A 20722-nucleotide genomic window follows, 5' to 3' on the forward strand; every position below is an offset into this window, starting at 1 on the left:
CTCCTTTCCACGCGTCTCCGTGCCGCTCGGGCCGTTCCTAGATGCAGGAGTAGTTGTAGTCGAAGCCCTTGGCGACGAACTGTGTGAGCGTGACTTTGCCGCCGGAGGTCAGGGGAGGGAGTGAGCAGTTGCTCTTGGCTCCGTTCACTGTGTGGGCACCGGCGAGCCAGCTGGGCAGGCTGTAGAGGCTGCTGTCTTCGCTGACGGTGCCGACGATCTGCCCCCACTGCGAGCCTGTGGAATAGATGCCCACCTCCGCGCCTATGCTGTGGAAGAAATCCGCCATGCCTTCGAGGTCTGCCCTGTTGGCGTTTTGGTCGCGGGACCACGTGTTGCCGGTCTCCACGTCCAGCCACCACAGGTACTCCTCCGGGTCCGCGACGGTGCGGAGGAAGGCGTCGTCGAAAGCCTTGGCGTAGCCGTACATGTACGCGCAGGCTGCGTCTTCCCCGCCGGTGCAGGTACCGTAGGGGTTGGCAACAGTCTGGCCGCCGTAGTCGTTGCTTGTCGGCCACCAGGATCCGTCATGGCCGGGGTTGGCCGTGTTCACGTACAGGGCGACCTCAGGCTGCGCCGTCCCGCCGAGTGCGGTCTCTGCCCACTCCAACTGCTCGTGCAGGCAAGGGTTGGTGGTGTTGGCCAGCCCGTTGTTGACGCCGACGATCGCGAAGGCCGGGTCCTCGGGGAGCGCCACGGTGCATTGCGGCCAGGAAACGTCGTTGCCCAGCAGTGGTGCAGCGCCCCAAGATGGGCCAGCAGGCTGCCCCGGCGTGGCCGGGGCCGGCACCGAGGACGTCGGACCGGGGGTGGCCGCCGGAGCAGGGCCGGTGGCAGAGGCCGCCGGGGACGGCTGGGCCACGGATGACGGTGGCGGCGAGCCGTCGTCCAGGCGGGGGCCGGGAACGAATCCCACCGCTGTCGCGATCAGGAAGGACAGCAGGGCGGTGGCCTGCTGCCTGGTTGGGCGCTTGTTGCGGAGCGCCGCGGAACTGAAAAAGGACACGGCGGCCTCCCATTCCTCAATCCGGCCGCAACCGCTAAGTGCTAGCTTGCTCCCGAGTCGTTCCTCGGTCAAGGCCCCCGCGCAAGCGCAGCGCACTGGTGGCAGGGTGCGTGCCCGCCACTCGGCGGCTGGAGCTCCCGTACTGTCGCGGCCCCAGCAGGCAAACTGGCATTTATCGCATGAGGCGGGTATCGTGCCGCCCGCCGGGCCATTCTCCCGGCGTAGAGGGTCCGTTCCTCGCTGTAATAGATCACCTATGATATTTTTGATGCATGACACAAGAGACTGCCGAACACGTTGGCCTCCTGCTCCGCGACGCCCGCGGAGAGAAGGGCTGGACCCAGGGGCAGCTCGCTGCTGAACTCGGAACCAGCCAAAGCGCCGTGGCACGAATGGAGCAGGGCAAGCAGAATCTGAGCCTTAAGATGATCCAGCGCCTGGAGACGATCTTCGGCCGCAGCATCGTCAACCTCGGCAAGTCCCAGATGACCCACCTCCGGGTGGAAGGCGGCCGGACACTCTCCGGCTCCGTTGACGTCAACACCAGCAAGAATGCCGGCGTCGCCCTCCTTTGCGCCAGCCTTATCAACCGCGGCACCACCACCCTGCGCCGCCTGGCCCGCATCGAGGAAGTCAACCGGATCGTCGAGGTGCTGACCAGCATCGGCGTCGAGTGCACGTGGCTTAACGACAACGATCTCCGTCTCCGCCGGCCCGCCGAGCTGGACCTGGAATCCATGGATGTTGAGGCCGCGCGCCGCACCCGCAGCGTGATCATGCTCCTTGGCCCGCTGCTGGATGAGGCGGATGAATACCGGCTGCCCTACGCCGGCGGCTGCGACCTGGGCACCCGCACGGTGGAGCCGCACATGCAGGCGCTGCGGCAGTTCGGGCTGTCCGTGGAAGCCACCGCAGGCTTCTACTCCGTCCAGGCGCCCCCTTCCGACGTCCTCGACCGTTCCTTCGTGCTGACCGAGCGCGGCGATACCGTCACCGAAAACGCCATCATGGCTGCCGCCCACCGTTGCGGCACCACGGTCATCCGCAACGCCAGCCCCAACTACATGGTCCAGGACCTCTGCTTCTACCTGGAAAGGCTGGGAGTCGAGATCGAGGGCGTCGGCACCACCACGCTGAAGATCACCGGCAAGGCGACCATCGACGTCGACATCGAATACTTCCCTTCCGAAGACCCCATTGAGGCAATGAGCCTCATCACCGCCGGAATCGTGACCAACTCGGAGGTGACCATCCGCCGCGTGCCCATCGAATTCATGGAGATCGAACTGGCCACGCTGGAGCAGATGGGCCAGCAGTTGGAGGTGTCAGGCGAGTACACGGCCCGCAACGGCCGCACCCGGCTGGTGGATGTGACCACCAAGCCCTCGGAGCTGCGGGCGCCGGAGGACAAGATCCACCCCATGCCGTTCCCCGGGCTGAACATCGACAACCTGCCGTTCTTCGCCGTGATCGCGGGCAACGCGGAGGGCCAGACAATGATCCATGACTGGGTCTACGAGAACCGGGCCATCTACCTCACCGAGCTGAACAAACTCGGGGCTCGCGTGCAGCTGCTGGACCCGCACCGCATCTACGTGAACGGCCCCACCCGGTGGCGCGCCGCGGAGGTGGGCTGCCCGCCTGCCCTGCGCCCGGCCGCCTGCCTGCTGCTGGCCATGCTCGCGGCGCGGGGCGTCTCCGAGCTGCGCAACATCTACGTGATTGAGCGCGGCTACGAGGACCTGGCCGAGCGCCTGAACACCATCGGAGCCAAGATCGAGTACTTCCAGGACTGACCCGGAGCGCGAACGGACACTTAAGCCCTTGCGAACACGGAGGACCAGGGCCTTATGTGTCCGTTCGCGCTTCGTCATGTCCGGGACGTTTTGGCTGGTCTGACGGACAATGTAGGCATGCGGACTTTTGGGGTCGAGGAAGAACTGCTGATTGTGGACCCGAAGACCGGGGAGCCACTCGCGCTCGCTGACGCCCTGCTTGCCGGCCGGAAGCTTGCTGCCGACGACGCCCCGGACAAGCCGCGCTTCCCAGAGCCCGAGGGCGAAACCGGGTTCGACGACAGCGAGATGGGCCTGAGCTTCGAGCTCAAGCTAGAGCAGATCGAAACCCAGACCCGCCCGTGCCTGGACTACGACGAACTGCTCCGGCAGATCCGCGCCGGCCGTGCCATGGCGGATGCGGCCGCCCAGAAGCAGGGTGCGCGGGTGGCTGCGCTGGCCACCTCCCCGCTCGCCCTGGCCAGCCACACCACACCGAACCCGCGCTACGCGCGCATGCTGGAGCGCTTTGGCCTCACAGCGCGGGAGCAGCTCACCTGCGGCTTCCATGTCCACACCTACATCGAATCCCAGGATGAGGGCGTGGCCATTCTGGATCGGATCCGGGACAAGTTGGCGGTGCTGACGGCGATCAGCGCCAACTCGCCGTTCTGGAACGGGCTGGAAACCGGTTTTGAGAGTTATCGGACCCAAGCCTGGAACCGGTGGCCGACTGCCGGCCCCTCAGGCATCTACGGCAGCCTCTCCGCATACCGGCGGGTGGTGACCCGTCTGCTGGAGAGCGGCGTGATGCTTGACGAGGGCATGATCTATTTTGACGCGAGGCTGTCCCGCAACCACCCCACCGTGGAGGTCAGGGTCGCCGACGTCTGCCTCCGCGCCGAGGACGCAGCGTTGATCGCCGTCCTGGTGCGGGCGATGGTGGAATCAGCCGGCAGGGAAGCGCTCGAAGGGGTCGAACCCGCGCCGGTCCCCACCGTACTGCTGAGGATGGCCTCGTGGCAGGCCAGCAATTTCGGTCTGTGCGGTGAGTTGCTGGATTTCGGCAGCTTCCGCCCGGCGCCGGCCGCCGACGTCGTGAACTCCCTGGTGGATTACCTGGAACCTGTGCTGACTGAGCAGGGTGAGCTGGAGCTTGTCCGCTCGGGGGTCGCATCGATTTTGGAGCGCGGAACCGGGGCAGCGGAGCAGCGCAGCGTGCGGCGGACGGTGCTGGAGAAAGGCGCGCCCGACGACGGCGGGCTGGGTGCCGTTGTCGCGCATGCCGTGCGCGCCACACTCCGGGGGACGACCGGCCACGCTGATCCGGACTCGGAGCCGGCGCCCGAGCTGCTGCGCGTCCGCCAGCCCTGATCCCCTGATCCCGGAAGCGCGAACGTACACTTGAGGCCCCAAAGCGGACGGACTTTGGGGCCTCAAGTGTACGTTCGCGCCGTTCCGGTGGGTTGCGGAAAGGTGCGGGGAGACGTGGCGTTCGTGTTTCCGACGGTCATTTCCCGGCAAACCGCAGGAAATATTGGCTGGCTACGGTGGAACCACAGGATCCATTCGGGGAAGGCATGAATCATGCGTGTAGGCATCATCCGGGCTTTGACGACGTCAGACCGGCGTCTGCTCAATTCGCACGGGAAGCTGCTGCAGGACTCGTTCGGCTTCGATGCGACGTCGCGGTGCATTCCCGACCAGCCGTCAGGAGTCTACAGCGAGGAGTCGCTCCGGGCGGCCGTTCCAAAGGTTGTGGAGCTGGCCCTCGAGATGGCCGGCGACGTTGACGCCCTGATCGTCAGCTGCGCTGCCGATCCCGGCCTGGCCGAGGTGCGCTCCGTGGTGGGCATCCCGGTGATCGGCGCGGGATCCGCTGCCGCGGCGGCCGCGCTCACGTTCGGCGGGCGCGTGGGCGTGCTGGGGCTCAAAGACGCCGTGCCTGGTCCGATTTCCGAGGCACTCGGGGACCGCATGCTGCTGATCGACGGTCCTGGGAGTGTGGAGACGCCAGAGGGCTTCCTCCTGCCGACAGGCATTTTTGACTCCCTGGCCGCGGCCCACATGCTGGTTGACGCAGGAGCAAACGTCATCGTTGAGGCGAGTACCGGGCTGACAAGCATCGGAATGGCGGACGTTCTGCGGCGCCGGCTGGGGATACCGGTGATTGACCCCGTCATGGCCGCCGGCTCCATGCTCATCTCCGCGGTGGCCGCACGGGAGCTGCAGCCGGTCTAAATGGCCAGGCGGCCGGCTACGCCGCCTGCGCCGCGGCCGCGCTGCGGTGCCCGGCGGAGGCGCCTTTGCGGACGATCCGCCAGCGGCTCACGACGCCCATCACGCGCATGGACAGCGCCCAGTACGCCACGCCGGCGGCCAGCGAGGCAGCAACAGCCAACGCCGGACTGACCGGGGCGAGCGGCGGATAGACCAGCCAGTGGACCAGATATGCGTAGAGTGAGGCGCTGGCCAGCATGACGGTCAGCCCCCGCAGGCCCCTGGGTACAGGGATGCTGCGCAGCCAGATCAGCAGCAGGAGCCCGGCGAGCAGCGTCCCCTCGCGGGTCGCGTTCTCGAAGAATCCCGGGACGGTCAGGACTGCAAGGACAGACACCGCGCACCGCTGGCCCACGTTCCGGGTCCGCGCGATGGCCCACCCCAGGGCGAAGAGCCACAGCGCGGGGGCGGTGTTCGGCACTCCGGGATCGACAAGCTCAAAGCGGGTGAGCAGCCCCACGCCGGTCAGCGCCAGAGGGAAGAGCAGTGGAAAGCGCCGCTCGGCCTGGCTTGCCCACGGGATGGCGAGCAGTGCCGTCATCGCTACCAGGATGTACACCAGCACCTCGACGAACCAGAAATGCCACTGAGTGGTCACCGCTTCCGGTCCGATGATGGCGTTGAGCAGCAGGATGTTGGCGAGGCTGTAGCGGTCGGTGACCAGATATGCGACGGCGATAAAGGCCATGCTGGGAATCACCACCCTGGCCAGGCTGGTGAGCTGCCGTCGCAGCCGGGGAAGGCGCGCCCCGGCAACCTGGAACCGGGCGAAGTTGTAGCCCGCCACGGCCATGAGCACGTGCGCAGTGCCCTGCCAGCTGAACAGACCCACGTGCGTGCCCACAATGCACACAATCGCGACCGCCCTAAGGACGATGCCGGTCTCGAGCGGTGCGAAAAACCGCCGGATCTTTCGGCGCGGCGCACTGCGCGGACGCGGCTCCAAATCGCGGACCGGCGTGACATGCCAGTCTGCGGGTAGGTGGCCCAGCACCTGTTCGAGCCTGACGGAAGCCGCCACGTAGGACAGCGAGTCGCCGCCGAGGCTTACGAACGTATCGTCGTCGCCGACGTCGGTACATTCGAGCGTCTCGGCGAAGATGGCCCTGACGTTCCCCGCGCCCTTTACGGCCGCGCCCTTTACGGCCGCGCCCGTGGGGCCCGCCGCCGGTTCAGCCGTCCCGGCCGGTCCCGCCGCCGGCTGTCGGAGGGCCAGGACCGCGGGGTAGTCCAGTTTGCCGGTGCCCAGCCGGGGGAGGTGTTCGACGGCGTGGATCTCCAGTGCCGTCCGCGGCAGCCCCAGCCCCTGCGCCAGGACCTTGCCCAGCAACCGAGTGTCGTGGTCGCCTTCAACGGCGACCACCAGGCCATCGTCCGTTCCTGCGCTGGCGGCCTGGACTCCGAGGTCGGCCAGGATCCTCTCGACCTGCCCGAGGTCGACGCGCAGTCCCACGATTTTCACGAACCTGCTGCGCCTGCCCACCACTTCGTACACTCCGGCGGGGTGCTTGCGGGCCAGGTCCCCGGTGCGCAGTTCGGCGATGGTCCGGCCAGCCGCCAGGTCGCCGGCGTGTTCTGCGTAGCCCAGCATGACGTTCGGTCCGGTGTACACGAGTTCCCCGTCCGCCAGCCCGGGGACAGGGTCGATCCGGAAATCCCCGCCGGGTACCGGGATGCCTATGGCGCCGGGCACGGTGGTGGCCAGTTCCGGCGGCAGGTAGGCCATCCGGGCGGTGGCCTCCGTTTGGCCGTACATGACGAACAGGTCCCAGCCGTTTCGGCGTCCCAGCTCGGCGTAGCTGCGCACCTTGTCCGGCGCGAGGCGGCCGCCGGCCTGGGTGACGTAGCGCAGGCCCGGGAGTGCCATGTCGGAAAAGCCGACCCGCTCCAGGAGTTCAAACGTGTACGGAACTGCCGCGAAGGACGTTGCACCGTGGTGACGGAACAGATCCCAGAAACAGGGGTCAACCACGGACAGCTTCGTGAGAACGAGCCCGGCGCCGCGGAGCAGATGGCTGTTGATCACCGACAGCCCATAGCAGTAGGACATCGGCAGCGTGGTCATCGCTCGGTCCCCGGAGCGTATGCGCAGGTATTCGGCGATGGACTCGGCGTTGGCCTGCAGGTTCTGGTGGGACAGCCGCACGAGCTTGGGCGAGCCGGTGGAGCCCGACGTGCTGAGCAGCAGGGCGAGGTCGGGGTGCAGTTCGTGCAGCGTGCCCGGCCTGCGCTCCTCCAGGGCCGTGCTTCCCCCGCCAGGACGCAGGACGACGTCGGGATCGTACGCCGCGACGATCGAATCGAGGGCTGCAGGCTTGTCTTCAGGCAAAAGGATCAGCGGGTGGCCGGCCGTGAGGGCGGCCAGGTACGCCACGAGCGAGTCAAGGTCGTTGGCGGCCGCCAGCGCCACCAGGCGGCGGACGGGGCCTAGGCGGAGCGCCATCGCGGTGACGCGGTCTGCCAGCTCCCGGTAGGTGAGAGATCCGTCGGCGGAGAGAATGGCGGGGCTGTCTCCATAATTTGCCAGATCCGCGGCAAAGGACGCCCGCGCGAAATCAAGCTGCGTGGTCATTCGGCGATTTTATTAGCTGAGCCTTACCTAATTAAATCCAACAACTATTGTGACGAAGTGCCATACTCGGACCGTGACCACCTCGTATACGTTTCGCGCCGAACTGTGGCTCTACCCCGGGGAAGCGGGCTGGCACTTCATCACCCTGCCGCTGGACGTCGCGGACGAGATCCGTGAGACGACGGCCCTGCTCCGCAAGGGTTTCGGCTCGGTGAGGGTGACGGCCGAGATCGGCGGCCACGCGTGGCAGACCTCCCTCTTCCCCGACGCCAAGAGCGGGTCCTACCTGCTGCCCGTGAAAAAGGCCGTCCGGACCGCCGCGCGCCTCAGCACCGGGGACGAGGTGGAGGTCCGGGTCACTGTCGAGGGCGATGCCTGACAGCGCCCTGCTGGGCGTTTCAGAGCAGGCATGGCCCGAGACAGGCAAACAACCCCCCCCATTCGAGTGGGCAGCAGTCCGCTCACCGGTTTAACTTCCAAGGTTTTCAAGGGTTTTCCCCGACCCCGCAGGCGCATGATGGGGTATATTTCGCCCCACGAAGAAACGGCGCTGACGATGAAGAAACCGCTCCGCTGGCTCAGCCATCTGCTCGCCCTGTCCGTCGTCGCAGCGGCGGGCCTGGTGGGCGTCGCGGGCCCGGCCCAGGCGGCCACGGTGGGCACTCCCAGCATTGCGTATTCCGGTGTGAGCAATCCGCCGACCGCGGACAAACCGCAGAGCAAGCTGTGGTGGAACGACGGATCCTGGTGGGCGAACATGTGGACGACCGGCAGCGGGTGGAGCATCTACCGGCTGGACCGGAGCACCGACACGTGGGTGGACACCGGAGTGCGCAGCGACAGCCGGGCCAGCACGTCCTCGGACACCTTGTGGGACGGCACACACCTGTACATCGCCTCGAACGTGGTGACCGCCGGTGCGTCCGCGGCCGGACTGCCGGCCCGCCTCTACAGGTACAGCTACTCAAACGGGACCTACACGCGCAGCAGCGGCTTTCCCACCACGATCTCGAACAACAGCAGCGAGTCCCTGACCATTGCCAAGGACTCCACCGGAGTAGTCTGGGCCAGCTGGACCCAGGTGTCCGGCGGCACGAGCACTGTCTTTGTCAACAACTCCGCGCCCGGCGGGACAAGTTGGGGAGTGCCGTTCGTGGTGCCGGGGGCCGCGGATCCACACCCGACGCCCGATGACCTGTCCGCTATCGTCGCCTTCGGCGGTGATGAAGTGGGGATCATGTGGACCGACCAGGCCACTGGAACCGCGTGGTGGGCCACCCATGACGACGACGGAAGTGCGAGGACGGCGTCATCGTGGAAGGTCAGGGAAGCCATCAAGGGCAACAAGCAGGTCGATGACCACCTGAACATCAAGACGCTGCAGGCTGACCCTTCCGGCCGGGTGTTCGCCGCGGTGAAGACCAGCCTCAACGACGGTTCGAGCGACCCGAACCTGGCCCAGCTGGTGCTGGTGGTGTTCAAGCCCGCCACGGCTTCCTTCAGCCAGACGACCATCGCCAGGACCGGGGATTGTGTCTCCCGCCCGCAGATCATGCTCGATACCGAGAACAACCGGGTCCGCGCGTTCCACACTGCACCGTCGACGTCGGTCAGCGGCTGTCCGTTCTCCGGCGTTGCCGGCAGCATCTATGAAAAGACTGCCTCGATGGACAACCCGATATTCGGGAGCGGCCGCGGAACACCGGTAATCCAGGACGCCAATTCGGCCAACATGAACGACGTCACCAGCACCAAGCAGAGTGTGAATGCCGCCACCGGGATCGTCGTCATGGCCAGCAACAATGTCACCAAGCGCTACTGGTTCTCCGACCGCAGCCTCGGCTCGGGAAACCCTCCCGGTCCCACGGCGCCGACGGCATCCTTCACCGCCACTCCGACATCGGGCACGGCACCGCTGACGGTGGAGTTCACCGATACATCCACGGGGTCGCCCACGTCATGGGACTGGAGTTTCGGTGACGGCTCCACCTCAACCAGCCGGAACCCGTCACATACCTACAGCGCGGCCGGCACCTACACGGCACGGCTGACGGCCAGGAACGCGGAGGGCTCCTCGTCCACAACCAGAACGATCACGGTGGACCCGTCCGGCGGCACCAGCCCGGGGATCTCCGCCCGCAGCTCAAGCACGGCAAATGCCACAACGGCCACCAGCACGGTCTCACTGCCCGCCCCTACCGGACGCACAGCCGGGGACGTCCTGGTCGCCTCCTTTACCACTGACCTGAACCCCACGGTGGCTGTCCCGGCCGGCTGGACCGCCATCGTCAACGGGCTGAGCATCAACAGCACCACCACCACCGGGGCCAGAGTGTTCGCCTACTACCGCGTGGTCGGTTCCGGCGATCCTGCCAGTTACACCTGGACGTTGAGCAAGGCCGTGAAGTGGGGCGGCGGGATCACCGCCTACGACGGGGTCAGCAATACGACGCCTCTGGACAGCGCGGTCACCACAGCGGTCAACGCGACGTACACGGCCACGAGCATCACGGTCCCCAGCGTCACGACCACCAGGAACGGCGCCCGGCTGATTGGCGGCGTCGGCTTCGACACCGCCATCCCGGGGGCCACGGCGCCTACGGGATGGACGGAGCGGTGGGAGGCGGCCAACGGCCAGATCGCCCAGCAGGCAGACCAGCCGCAGGCCACGGCCGGCGCTGCCGGCACCGCCACCTGGACGTTCAGCGCGGCCAAGGCGGCCGCAGCCTGGCGGACCGCCCTAAGGCCGGCAGGCTGACCGGACGCCCGGCAGGGCGCGCTGTCAGCTCAAGGACTCAGATCTGCTTGAGCGCCTGCTCAAGGTCTCCGATCAGGTCGTCGGGATCCTCCAGGCCCACGGACAGCCGCACCACGCCGTCGCTGAGCCCGATGGCTGCGCGGCCCTCCGGCCCCATCGCCCGGTGGGTGGTGGTGGCCGGGTGGGTGATGAGGCTCTTGGCATCTCCCAGATTGTTGGAGATGTCGATGATCTTCAGGGCATCCAGCAGCGCAAAGGCGGCTTCCTTGGCCGACTGGCCGGCCGTTGTCGCGAGTTCCAGCGTGAGCACCGTGCCCCCGGCCTTCATCTGCTTGGCGGCAAGCTCGTACTGCGGGTGGGATTTCAGCAGCGGGTACTTGACCCAGCTGATGGCCGGCTGGTCCTCCAGCCATTCGGCGAGGCGCAGCGCGGTGGCCGATGAGTGGTTCACCCGCAGCGCCATCGTTTCCAGTCCCTTGGTGAGGACCCAGGCATTGAACGCCGACAGGTTGGGCCCGGTATGGCGCATCAGCTGCTTGACCGGTCCGTCGATGAATTCCTTGGTGCCCAGGATGGCGCCGCCCAGCACGCGGCCCTGGCCGTCGATGTGCTTGGTCCCCGAATAGACGATCACGTCCGCGCCGAGGTCGCCGCAGCGCTGCAACAGTGGAGTGGCGAACACGTTGTCGACGACGACGGTCGCGCCGGCAGCGTGGGCCAGTTCGCTGACCGCCGCGATATCCACGATTTCCTGCATCGGGTTGGACGGCGACTCGAAGAAGACGGCGGTGGTGGGCACCGAGAGTGCCGCCCTCCACTGCTCCAGGTCAGGTCCGTCGACGAACACGGTCTCCACGCCCCAGCGCGGCAGGATTTCGTTGAGGATCACGAAGCAGGAGCCGAAGAGTGAGCGGGCGGCCACCACGCGGTCCCCGGCGGCCAGCAGGGCGCCCAGGGCGGTGAACACGGCGGACATGCCGGACGCCGCGGCGAAGCATGCTTCCGTGCCTTCGAGCAGGCGGAGGCGCTCCTGGAAGGTGGCCACGGACGGGTTGCCGTAGCGGGAGTAGACGAAGCGTTCGTCCTCGCCGGTGAAGGCGCGCTCGGCTGCGGCCGCGGACTCGTAGACGAAGCCGGAGTTCAGGAAGATCGGCTCCGTGGTTTCCTGGAAGTTGGTGCGGTCCAGCCCGCCGCGGACGGCCTGGGTCTCGGGGCTCCAGCCGGCGGCATCTTGATTGAAGGTCACTTAGTTCTTTCCCAGGTTTGTTGGCAGCCCGCGGTTCTTCCAGCCGTTGACGGTGCGTTCACCGTACCGGTCGGGTTCGCCCTCGAAGCCTTCGAGCACGTTGTATGAGGTAAAGCCGGCCCGGGTCGCTGCGATGGCGGCGGCAATGGACCGCTGACCGGAGCGGCACAGGAACACCAGCTCGGTGCCGTCGTCCTCCGGAGCCTGCTGCTTCAGCTGCTCAATGAATTCGGGATTGGGGATGCCGCCGGGGAACGTCCACTGGATAAAGAGAGGATCGTTCTCTGTGGCAGCCGTGTTCGGCATGCCGATGTGCGCCCATTCGCCCTCGGTGCGGACATCCACCAGGATGGCGCCTTCCTCCAGCTTGGCCCATGCCTCCTGCGGGGTCAGGTCTCCGGCGTAGCTCACGCGTGCCCCTCGAATGCTTCAGCGTCGAGGTTTTCGTCCGAGTCCAGCTGGTCCACGGCGGTGGCCACGGCGGCATCAGCGGTGGCGACCGCGAGGGGGAGGATCACGGCCTGAGCCACGATCACGTCCCTGCCGTTGAACGCGGCCGCGGGGCTGCCGTGCAGCACATACCCTTCGGCCAGTGCGTCTGAAATGCGTTCACAGAAGGAACGGTTGTCCGGTCCCGTGATCAGGCGGTAGGGCAGTTTCTCCTCAGGTTTATCCTGCGGGGTCGGCAGGGTAACGCCGGCGGGCGCGTCCGTCATGACGGCTCTCCTTCTCTCACGCTTGCAGCTCGAAGTGGTCGATATGCCGAGTATTCACCTGAGGCACCCCGCCGCGAGGGAGGGTTGCCGACCGGCCAGTCAGGGCTTGGCGCCGATTCTCATTACTCCTCAAAAACGTAACACCGACGACGGCGGCGCGCACCGCCGCCGTCGTCATGTTCCGTAATGCTGGGGGCCTGCAGCTTCGGTTACAAAGATCCGGCCCGGGTGCATAATGACGGGAGATGAACCGCCGTAACGCCGGATGAAACCAGGCAACAGTGAACGAGTCGAGTGCCAATAGAGTCGGTCCCATGCTGCACTTTGGATGGTTTGTGGGCCATGGGTTCGGGGTCCAAGGCTGGGGGACGCCCGGTTACGGGATCGGGTACGACTGGAAAAAGCCCGAGCTGTACCAGCATGCCGTGCGCGAGTTTGAGCGGGCCGGCCTGGACCTGTTCATCATCGAGGACTCGCTGACCGTCCCGGACACATACGGCGGAAGCGCGGAGGTGAGCCTGGCACAGGCCTCCTTTGCACCCAAGCACGATCCGTTGGCACTGGTCCCCTACCTGCTCTCCGCCACGGAGCACCTGGGCATCGTCCCCACCGTCAGTGCCTCCTTCTATCCGCCGTTCACGGCGGCACGGCTGCTGGCCACGCTGCAGCACTTCTCCAACGGCCAGCTCGGCTGGAACGTGGTGACCTCCGGCAGCGACCTTGCCGCGCAGAATTACGGGCTGGACCAGCAGATCGAGCACGATCTCCGCTACGAGAAGGCGGAGGAATTTGTGGACGTGGTGCGGAAGCTCTGGCGCAGCTGGGACCAGGACGCCATCGTGGAGGACGCCCGGGCCGGCGTGTTCGCCGACCACACCAAGGTGCGGCCGATCCGGCACAGCGGCGAGTTCTTCCGGGTCCGCGGCCCGCTGAACACGGCCCCGCTGCCCGAGGAGCCCGTGCTGGTGCAGGCCGGCGCATCCCCTCGGGGAAAGGCTTTTGCGGGAGGCAACGCGGACGTGGCCATTGCGCTGGCCCGCGGCTCGGACGGCATGAAGGCCTACCGCGACTCGATCCGGGCCGAAGCTGCCAAGGCGGGCCGGAACCCCGACGACGTCAAGGTGCTGTTCGTGCTCAAACCCACCGTGGTGGGTTCACAGGCCGAGGCGGAGGAGCTGCGGGCCGCGCGGAAGGAGCTGACGCAGCGTGACATCGACAGCCAGCTCAATTCGATCTCATACCTGTCGGTCATTGACTTCAAGCAGTTCGACCTGGACGAGCCGCTGCCGGAGCTCACCACCAACAGCAACCAGGGCACGCTGGAACACTTCTCGAAGGCGGCGCCGCCGGGCTCGACCCTGCGCGAGATCCTGCGGGCCCGCAGCGGCGGCGCCGGGGACAGCATCATCGGCACGGCCGAGGAGATCGCGGACCACCTGGAGGAAACAGGCGCCGCGGTGGGTGGGGACGGCTTCCTCTTCTCCGGCTTCGTGGACCCGGCCACCGTGCACGGCGTGCTGGACAAACTGGCTCCGGTGCTCCGCCGTCGCGGGCTGCTGCGGACAAGCTACGGCGGCGGCGGCTTCCGCCGGAACCTGCTGGACTTCTAGTGCCATGGCCGGGCCACGAGCGTCTGACGACCTGCTGCGGGAAGCCAAAAGTGCCAGCTTCCTGATCGGCACGGCACATCTGGTGGCAGCCGACGTGGCGAAGGTGGCCGCCGATCCGGGGGTCGAAGTCATCCTGAGCGCTGATGCAATGGAGCTGATGGGCCTCTCCCGTGAGGTGGTCCAGGCCGCCATCGACTCCGGCCACAGGGTCTACGGCCTGAACACCCTGCTGGGCTCGGGCCGGGACACGGCCGTGGTGGAGGAATCCATCCTTGACTACCAGGTGCAGGTGGTCCGCTACCACCACAGCGGGATCGGCGCCCTGCTCGCTCCGGAGGAAGTCCGCGCCGTGATCCTCGCGAGGCTGATCGGCTTCACCCGCGGCGGCTCCGGGGTCCGCCCGGAAACAGCCCGTTTCTATGCGGAACTTCTCAACCGGGGAGTGGTCCCCGCCGTTCCCCGCGACGGTTCGGTCGGCTCCTCGGACCTGACGCAGCTGGCCGCCGTGGCCGCCGTCGCCATCGGTGAAGGACAGGCCCTGGCCCCTGACGGAAGCATCATTTCCGGCGCCGCCGCGCTCGCCGGGGCAGGCCTCGAGCCGCTGGTGCTTGCCGCGGGCGAGGCTCTGGCGCTGGTCAGCGCCAACTCCTACTCGATTGGCGCCGGCACGCTGGCGCTTGGCCGGCTGCTGGAACTGGCAGACCTCGCGGACACCGCCCTCGCCCTGTCGCTGGAGGCCACCGGGCGGTACGACGGCGGCGGCAACCTCAGCCCGTTTTCGTCGGCAGTGCAGGCGGCCAAGGCGGTGGACGGCCAGCGGATCTCGGCCGCGAACGTGCGGCGGCTGGTGCGCGGAGGCTGGCTGGAGGATCCGCGGCGTGAGGTGTCGGTGCAGGACGCCCTGTCCTTCCGCGCCGCACCGCAGACGCACGGCGCGTTCCGTGCCCAGGTCACCGCCCTGGCCGGCGCCCTTGAAGTCGAGCTGAACGGCCGCGGCGACAACCCGCTGACGGAGCTGTCCTCCGGCCGGATGGTGTCCGGCGGCAACTTCCAGCCGATGCAGCTGGCCCTCGCCTTCGAGGCGCTGCGGCTGGGGCTCGCCCACGTGGGCATCAGCAGTGAGCGGCGCATCGCCAAGCTCTATCCGCCGCAGCGGCTCATCCGGCAGCTGAACCTGGAGGCAGCCCGAAGCGGCACGCCCCTGGCGACCGAGGAGCTGCCGGGGCTCCTTTGGTATTCGGCCGCGGGGCTGCTGGCTGAACTGAAATTCCTCGCGGCACCGGCAACGTTGGGGGCGCCCACGCTCTCGGCCGATGTGGAGGACCACTCGACCCTGGCACCGCTCGCGCTCCAGCTGTTGGAGCGCTCAGTGGAGGCCGCAGGAAAGCTGCTCACCATTGAGGCACTCACAGCGGCCTACCTGCTGGCGGAAGCGCAGGCTGCGGAGACCGGCGGAAGCGGATCCGCAGCGGACGCGCGACCGCTCGGCAAGGGGGCCGGCGCCGTCGTAGGCCGTCTTGCCGAGCTGCTGTCCCAACAGTTGCCGGCTCCGGCGCTTGTGGAGCGGGGACGCGATGCACTGCGGGAACTGCTGGCCATCCTGCCGGAACTCCAGCAGCAGGGGGACACGGACGATACAGGAGGCGAAGCATGAGCACTGTGACAGGCAGGCCCGGGCCGCGGCACGCGGCGGCAGCCGCGGACCTCGGGGCCGACGCCGGTGCTGTGCTGGCCCGTGTCGGAAACACGCCGCTCGTTCCACTGGAGGCGCTGAGCCGGGGCCTGGGCAGCACGGTTTTCGTCAAGCTGGAATCGGAAAATCCCGGTGGCTCCATCAAGGACCGCACGGCGCTGAGCATGGTGCGTGCGGCCGAACGCAGCGGGGAACTGCAGCCCGGCGGCACGATCGTGGAGAGCACCTCCGGGAACACGGGGATCGGGCTGGCGCTGATCGGGGCGCTTACCGGCCATCCCGTGGTGGTGGTGACCGGTGATTCCATTTCCTCGGAAAAACTGGAGGCGCTGGAGCGCTACGGTGCGCGGGTGGTTTTCACGGACTGGAGTGCGCCGTCGGACTCCCCGGCGAATGCGCGGGCGGTGGCCGCGCGCATTACAGGGGAAATTCCGGGTGCGTGGCGGCCCCTCCAGTTCGACAATCCGGCCAACCCGATGGCCCACTACGAGGGGACGGCGCCGGAAATCTGGGAGCAGACGGCGGGGAGGATCACGCACTTCGTTGCCGGGGTCGGCACCGGCGGGACCATCACCGGCAACGGGCGGTACTTCAAGGAAAAGTCAGCCGGGCATGTTGAGGTGATCGGCGCCGATCCGTACGGCTCGGTTTACAGCGGAGGGCATCCTGGCCAGATCCTGGTGGACGGCGTGGGCAACTCCTGGCCCAAACCGGACTGGCCGAAGGTCTTTGACCCGGGCTTGTTGGACCGGTTCCTTCGCATCCCGAATGACGAGGTGTACACCACAGCCCACCGGCTGCTCAACGAGGAGGGGCTGTCCCTCGGCCCGTCCTCAGGGCTGACTGTGGCGGCAGGACTCCGCGTGGCACGGGCCGCCCCGCACGGATCGGTGGTGGTGGCCATCGCGCCGGACACCGGACACAACTACCTGAGCAAGGCCTTCAACCCCGAATGGCTGGCGGATAACCACATCCGCCTGGCCACGGACCTGTCGGAGGACTAGGTCCGCTGCCGGCGCCGGAGGCCCTTCCCGGTCAGGAAGCCTTTCCCGGTCAGGAAGCAGGGCCGCCTACAGAGGTTTCGCTTTCGGAGCGGATCCAGGAGTTCCAGTCCAGCGGATGCACCGACGGCCGGCCCAAGAGGTACCCCTGGGCCGCTGTCATCCCCAGCTCCGTCACCGCGCTCAGTTCCGCGACAGTTTCAATGCCTTCCGCCGTGAGCTCCGCACCGATGTAGTGTGCGAGTTCCGCCATGGCAGCGCCCCGGAGCCGTTGCCCTTCGGAGTGCTCGATGTCTTCGATGAAGCGGCGGTCCAGCTTGATGATGTCGGGGCTCAGCTCGAGAATCTGGTCCATCGACGTGAAGCCGGCGCCGGCGCCGTCGACGGCAAGGCGGAGCCCCCTCTTGCGGAGCGGTACCAGGGCCGCGCTCAGCGACGGATACTGGTCAGGGGCCACCTGGCCGGTGAGCTCAATGATGATCCGGTCCATCGGCAGCTGGGAGTGCTCCAGCAGTCCGTAGATGCGCGGATCCAGGCAGGTGGCAGGCGTGAGGTTCAGGGCAATGAACAGCGGCTCGGGCACGGAATGCGCCGCTGTGAGTGCCCTGAGGAGGGCGGCGATTTCGAGGTCGGCGCCCAGGCCCACCGCTTCCGCCTCGTTGAACCAGTGGTCGGCGCTGGCGCCGTCATCGCTCACGAAGCGTGTCAGGGCCTCGACGCCGATGACCTGCCCATCCGGAAGCTGCCGGACGGGCTGGAAGGCAGTCATCAGCATCTTGTCACCGAGGACGGCTTCGATCCTGTTCCTGCTGCGCCTCGTGAAGGGAACCGGTGCGGGGACCTCCGCGGCGCGGGAAGGCTCGACGGTTACGGCCCCGCCTTCGTTATTGGTGAGTGCCGTGGTCACTTTCAGGTGCTCAAGGAGGGCGAGCTCAGGATGGTCGGGATGCGCCGCGACCAGATCACGGAGCCGCATCCGGGTCCTTTGGCTGTCCGGATCGGACTCCGCCAGCAGCACATCGATAATTTCCTGGGCTTGCCAGCGCACGGTTATTTCACCCACGTCCCCTGGCGTCGCTGCCTGGGCCCCCAAGCCCTCGGGTAGTGAGTTTGTCAGTGCAGGAAGGGAGGATTCATCCCTGGACATCGGCTATTCCTTTATGGCTACTGGTCCCGGCTGAGCCCGGAACCCGGGGCTGCCCCGCCCATCCCCTCGGGATGAGCCGGTCAGACCGTTCTAGAAGAGTACAACGACTGCCTCTGACTTGTCTGTTTTTTGCGGAACCCACATTTCACGTGCGAGTTTTCGCGGGTACGGGACCGCGCCGGCGGTCACGTACAGGACATGTCCGGTTCAGTGCCGCTGTCATCCTGCACCCATGCTGTGAAGTCAGCCAATGACATGAAGCAGTAGTAGTCGCAGTACCGCAGGTTTTGTTTTTCCGCCTTGCTCATGCCGGTTATTCGTCACCCGCACCGCTGCGGATGGCAGGCGGCGACGCATTACTCGACCCACGCGAACAGTTCCGCCAGCTCGGCCGTGAGCTGCTTCTTCAGGGCAGGCGTGCCGATCTCTTTCCCGTCTATATGGTTTACCGGTGCGAGCAGCCGGATGCTGGAAATCAGCCACACGGCGTCGGCATCGAACAGGTCCTGGGGTTCCAGCGGACCGTAGCCCAGCTCCCAGCCGGCCGCCTTCGCGGCGGCGAACAGCGCACCCTGGGAGGTGCCCGCAAGGATGCCGCTGTCCAGCTGGGGCGTGATGAGCCGCTTGACCGTTTCACCGTCGTCGGCCTCTTCGACCTGTGCCAGCAGGACGGTCGACGTCGGCCCCTCCAGCACGCGGCCGTCGGAGGAAGTGAAAATGACGTCGTCGGCACCCTGCTTGTGGGCGTGGCGCAGGGCCGCCATGTTGATGGCATAGGAGAGTGTCTTGGCGCCAATCAGAAGCCAGGGGGCGCGCTCGGCGGCGCCACTGTCGTAGCCGCGGTCCAGCAGGATGACGTCGATGCCCGCTTCGCGCTGGCGCCGGCCGGCAGCGCCGACGGGGGACACCTGGACCCAGCACGTGGGTGCCGGGGCGCCCTCGACGCCCCTCGTCACCAGGAGCTTGACCACGGCCTCGTCCTCATCGGGTGAGGCAGCGGGGTTATCCGAACGGAACGCCGCAACACCGGTGTCGATGGCGCGTCGCCACGCAGCCTGGTCCGGGATGTCGAGGTCCAGTGCGCGGGCAGAACCGGCCAGCCGGTCCAGATGCGCCTGGACTTTACGGGTCCGGCCGGCCACGGCGAGCATGGACTCGAATACGCCGTCACCGCGGGTGGCGCCCAGATCGGTGGCCATCAGCTGCGGCTGGGTGGGATCGGCAATCCGGCCGAACTCATAGTCCGGGTCGAGGAACACCAGCACGGTGGCGGAGGCAGGAGAAGTCATGCCTCAAGCTTAGTGCGGCCAGTCCCCGATAGGCTGTGCTGGACCGTCCCTTCCGGAATGGCTCCGAGGGCAAGAAACAATGGGGGGTTCACCAGTGTTGTGGCCATTTCCGCTCGCCGGAACCCTGCCGGCGTGGCTGGTTTTCGTTCTCAGCGCCGCGGACTTCATCATCAGGGTGCTCGCCCTGGGCATCATCCCCGGCAACCGCCGGCCCACTACGGCCATGGCGTGGCTCCTGGGCATCTTCTTTGTGCCCGCCGTGGGCCTGATCCTTTTCCTGCTGTTCGGCAACTTCCGGCTGTCGCGGCGACGCGTGGAGCAGCAGCAGCTGGTCAGCGAAAGGGTGCGGGCCCGCACGTCTGTACTGTCCGACGTCGGAAGCGACTATCCCGGCCCCGAATGGGTCAAGTCCGCCGCCGAACTCAACCGGCGCCTGGGCTCGATCCCGTTGGTGGACGGCAACTCCGTGGAACTCATCCCGGGCTACCCTGACTCCATCCGGGCGATGACCGAGGACATCCGGAAAGCCAAACGGTTCATCAACGCCGAGTTCTACATCATGAGCACGGACCACGTGACGGACGAGCTGTTCACGGCGCTGGAAGACGCTGCCGACCGCGGCGTGGAAGTCCGCGTGCTGTTCGACCACATCGGAACCCTCCGGATCAAGGGCTACAACAGGCTCCTCAAACGCCTCAAGGCCAGCCGGATCCAGTGGCGGCGCATGCTCCCGCTGCTGCCCATCCACGGCCAGTGGCGCCGGCCGGACCTCCGGAACCACCGCAAGATCATGGTGATTGACGGGGAGGTGGCGTTCACCGGGTCACAGAACCTGATCGAGCCCTCCTACAACAACCCCAAGCACCGGAAGGTGGGGCGTGAATGGGTGGAGCTGATGGCTCGGCTGCGCGGCCCCATCGTGCCCACCCTCAACGTGGTTTTCGCCACCGACTGGCTCAGCGAGACGGACGAATCGCTTGAGGCCCAGCTCGAGGCGCAGCTGGAACTGCCGGAGGGGACCGACTCCGGCAACGTCACGGCACAGGTAGTTCCCAGCGGTCCCGGCTTCAGCACCGAGAACAACCTCCGGCTGTTCAACACGCTCATTTACTCCGCCCAGCACCGGATCTCCATCTGCAGCCCGTACTTCGTGCCGGACGATTCCCTGCTCTACGCAATCACCACCGCGGCGCAGCGGGGGGTGGACGTGGAACTCTTCGTCTCCGAAAAGGGCGACCAGTTCCTGGTCCACCATGCCCAGCAGTCCTATTACCAGGCGCTGCTGGAAGCCGGGGTGCGGATCTACCTCTACAAGGCGCCGTTCGTGCTGCACGCCAAGCACTTCACCATCGACGACGAGGTGGCCGTCCTCGGCTCCAGCAACATGGACATGCGCTCCTTCTCCCTGAACATGGAGGTGTCGGTGATGCTGCTCGGCACCGAGACGGTGAACAGCATGCGCGAAGTGGAGGACACCTACCGCGACATCTCCCACGAGCTCCGGCTTGAGGACTGGATGCGGCGGCCCCTCGCGGCGCGGTACGTGGACAACGTGGCCCGCCTCACCGCCACGGTCCAGTAACCGCAGCTAAGCGCGAACGTACAGTTAACGCCCCGCGGCCGCGGACCTGC

Annotated in this window: 16 protein-coding genes and 1 riboswitch; of the genes, 9 read left to right on the plus strand and 7 right to left on the minus strand. The window is 67.0% G+C overall.

Annotation, left to right across the window (positions count from 1 at the left end; translation table 11 throughout):
* Positions 1-37: 37 nt before the first annotated feature.
* The gene (locus AC3A3W_RS10825; RefSeq protein ID WP_487442674.1) at positions 38-1003 is read right to left on the minus strand and encodes a hypothetical protein; all 966 of its coding nucleotides are present in this window, start codon (positions 1001-1003) and stop codon (positions 38-40) included.
* A gap of 272 nt (positions 1004-1275) precedes the next feature.
* Here AC3A3W_RS10825 and AC3A3W_RS10830 point away from each other — a divergent pair, with 272 nt between their 5' ends.
* From AC3A3W_RS10830 to AC3A3W_RS10840, 3 genes are all read left to right on the plus strand, one after another.
* Positions 1276-2799 carry a UDP-N-acetylglucosamine 1-carboxyvinyltransferase gene (locus AC3A3W_RS10830; protein WP_487442676.1) on the plus strand — a complete coding sequence of 508 codons (1524 nt, stop codon included), beginning with the start codon at positions 1276-1278 and terminating at the stop codon, positions 2797-2799.
* A 117-nt stretch (positions 2800-2916) separates the two neighbouring features.
* The gene (locus AC3A3W_RS10835; protein WP_487442678.1) at positions 2917-4152 is read left to right on the plus strand and encodes a glutamate--cysteine ligase 2; all 1236 of its coding nucleotides are present in this window, start codon (positions 2917-2919) and stop codon (positions 4150-4152) included.
* A 213-nt stretch (positions 4153-4365) separates the two neighbouring features.
* Positions 4366-5019 carry an aspartate/glutamate racemase family protein gene (locus AC3A3W_RS10840; protein WP_487442680.1) on the plus strand — a complete coding sequence of 218 codons (654 nt, stop codon included), beginning with the start codon at positions 4366-4368 and terminating at the stop codon, positions 5017-5019.
* 16 nt (positions 5020-5035) lie between these two features.
* Here the strand turns inward: AC3A3W_RS10840 and AC3A3W_RS10845 are convergent, their stop codons facing one another.
* A complete protein-coding gene (locus AC3A3W_RS10845; RefSeq protein WP_487442682.1) occupies positions 5036-7630 on the minus strand; it encodes an AMP-binding protein in 2595 nt (864 codons plus the stop codon).
* A 73-nt stretch (positions 7631-7703) separates the two neighbouring features.
* Here AC3A3W_RS10845 and AC3A3W_RS10850 point away from each other — a divergent pair, with 73 nt between their 5' ends.
* Entirely contained in the window at positions 7704-8009 is a 306-nt protein-coding gene (locus AC3A3W_RS10850) for a DUF1905 domain-containing protein (protein WP_487442684.1), read from the plus strand.
* Positions 8010-8186: 177 nt separating this feature from the next.
* Entirely contained in the window at positions 8187-10388 is a 2202-nt protein-coding gene (locus tag AC3A3W_RS10855; protein WP_487442686.1) for a PKD domain-containing protein, read from the plus strand.
* A 37-nt stretch (positions 10389-10425) separates the two neighbouring features.
* Here the strand turns inward: AC3A3W_RS10855 and AC3A3W_RS10860 are convergent, their stop codons facing one another.
* Genes AC3A3W_RS10860 through AC3A3W_RS10870 form a run of 3 tightly spaced genes read right to left on the minus strand, consistent with a single transcriptional unit; the run spans position 10426 to position 12350 of the window.
* Complete coding sequence (locus AC3A3W_RS10860; protein ID WP_487442688.1) at positions 10426-11634, minus strand: O-succinylhomoserine sulfhydrylase; 1209 nt, start codon at positions 11632-11634, stop codon at positions 10426-10428.
* Positions 11635-12045, minus strand: coding sequence for a rhodanese-like domain-containing protein (locus tag AC3A3W_RS10865; protein WP_487442690.1), 411 nt, complete (start codon positions 12043-12045; stop codon positions 11635-11637).
* A complete protein-coding gene (locus AC3A3W_RS10870; protein ID WP_487442692.1) occupies positions 12042-12350 on the minus strand; it encodes a DUF1737 domain-containing protein in 309 nt (102 codons plus the stop codon). The genes AC3A3W_RS10865 and AC3A3W_RS10870 overlap by 4 nt, the downstream gene beginning before the upstream one ends.
* 13 nt (positions 12351-12363) lie before the next feature.
* Positions 12364-12477: riboswitch (SAM riboswitch) on the minus strand.
* A gap of 187 nt (positions 12478-12664) precedes the next feature.
* On the opposite strand from AC3A3W_RS10870, the gene AC3A3W_RS10875 reads away from it, so the two are divergent.
* Genes AC3A3W_RS10875 through AC3A3W_RS10885 form a run of 3 tightly spaced genes read left to right on the plus strand, consistent with a single transcriptional unit; the run spans position 12665 to position 16657 of the window.
* Positions 12665-13960 carry an NtaA/DmoA family FMN-dependent monooxygenase gene (locus AC3A3W_RS10875; RefSeq protein ID WP_487442694.1) on the plus strand — a complete coding sequence of 432 codons (1296 nt, stop codon included), beginning with the start codon at positions 12665-12667 and terminating at the stop codon, positions 13958-13960.
* A 4-nt stretch (positions 13961-13964) separates the two neighbouring features.
* Positions 13965-15614: an aromatic amino acid ammonia-lyase gene (locus AC3A3W_RS10880; protein ID WP_487442696.1), complete on the plus strand. Its 1650-nt coding sequence runs from the start codon at positions 13965-13967 to the stop codon at positions 15612-15614.
* On the plus strand, positions 15611-16657 hold the full coding sequence (locus AC3A3W_RS10885; RefSeq protein ID WP_487442698.1) for a PLP-dependent cysteine synthase family protein: 1047 nt from the start codon (positions 15611-15613) through the stop codon (positions 16655-16657). Before AC3A3W_RS10880 ends, AC3A3W_RS10885 begins: the two co-directional genes overlap by 4 nt.
* A gap of 49 nt (positions 16658-16706) precedes the next feature.
* Here AC3A3W_RS10885 and AC3A3W_RS10890 read toward each other — a convergent pair whose 3' ends face one another.
* Together AC3A3W_RS10890 and AC3A3W_RS10895 are read right to left on the minus strand one after the other, a co-directional pair.
* On the minus strand, positions 16707-17801 hold the full coding sequence (locus AC3A3W_RS10890; protein WP_487442700.1) for an EAL domain-containing protein: 1095 nt from the start codon (positions 17799-17801) through the stop codon (positions 16707-16709).
* A 356-nt stretch (positions 17802-18157) separates the two neighbouring features.
* Positions 18158-19090, minus strand: a complete 933-nt coding sequence (locus tag AC3A3W_RS10895) for an aminodeoxychorismate lyase (protein ID WP_487442701.1) — start codon at positions 19088-19090, stop codon at positions 18158-18160.
* A gap of 94 nt (positions 19091-19184) precedes the next feature.
* On the opposite strand from AC3A3W_RS10895, the gene cls reads away from it, so the two are divergent.
* On the plus strand, positions 19185-20672 hold the full coding sequence (cls, locus tag AC3A3W_RS10900; protein ID WP_487442703.1) for a cardiolipin synthase: 1488 nt from the start codon (positions 19185-19187) through the stop codon (positions 20670-20672).
* The last annotated feature ends 50 nt before the right edge of the window (positions 20673-20722 follow it).

This window comes from Arthrobacter sp. Soil_N43, from assembly GCF_057655195.1.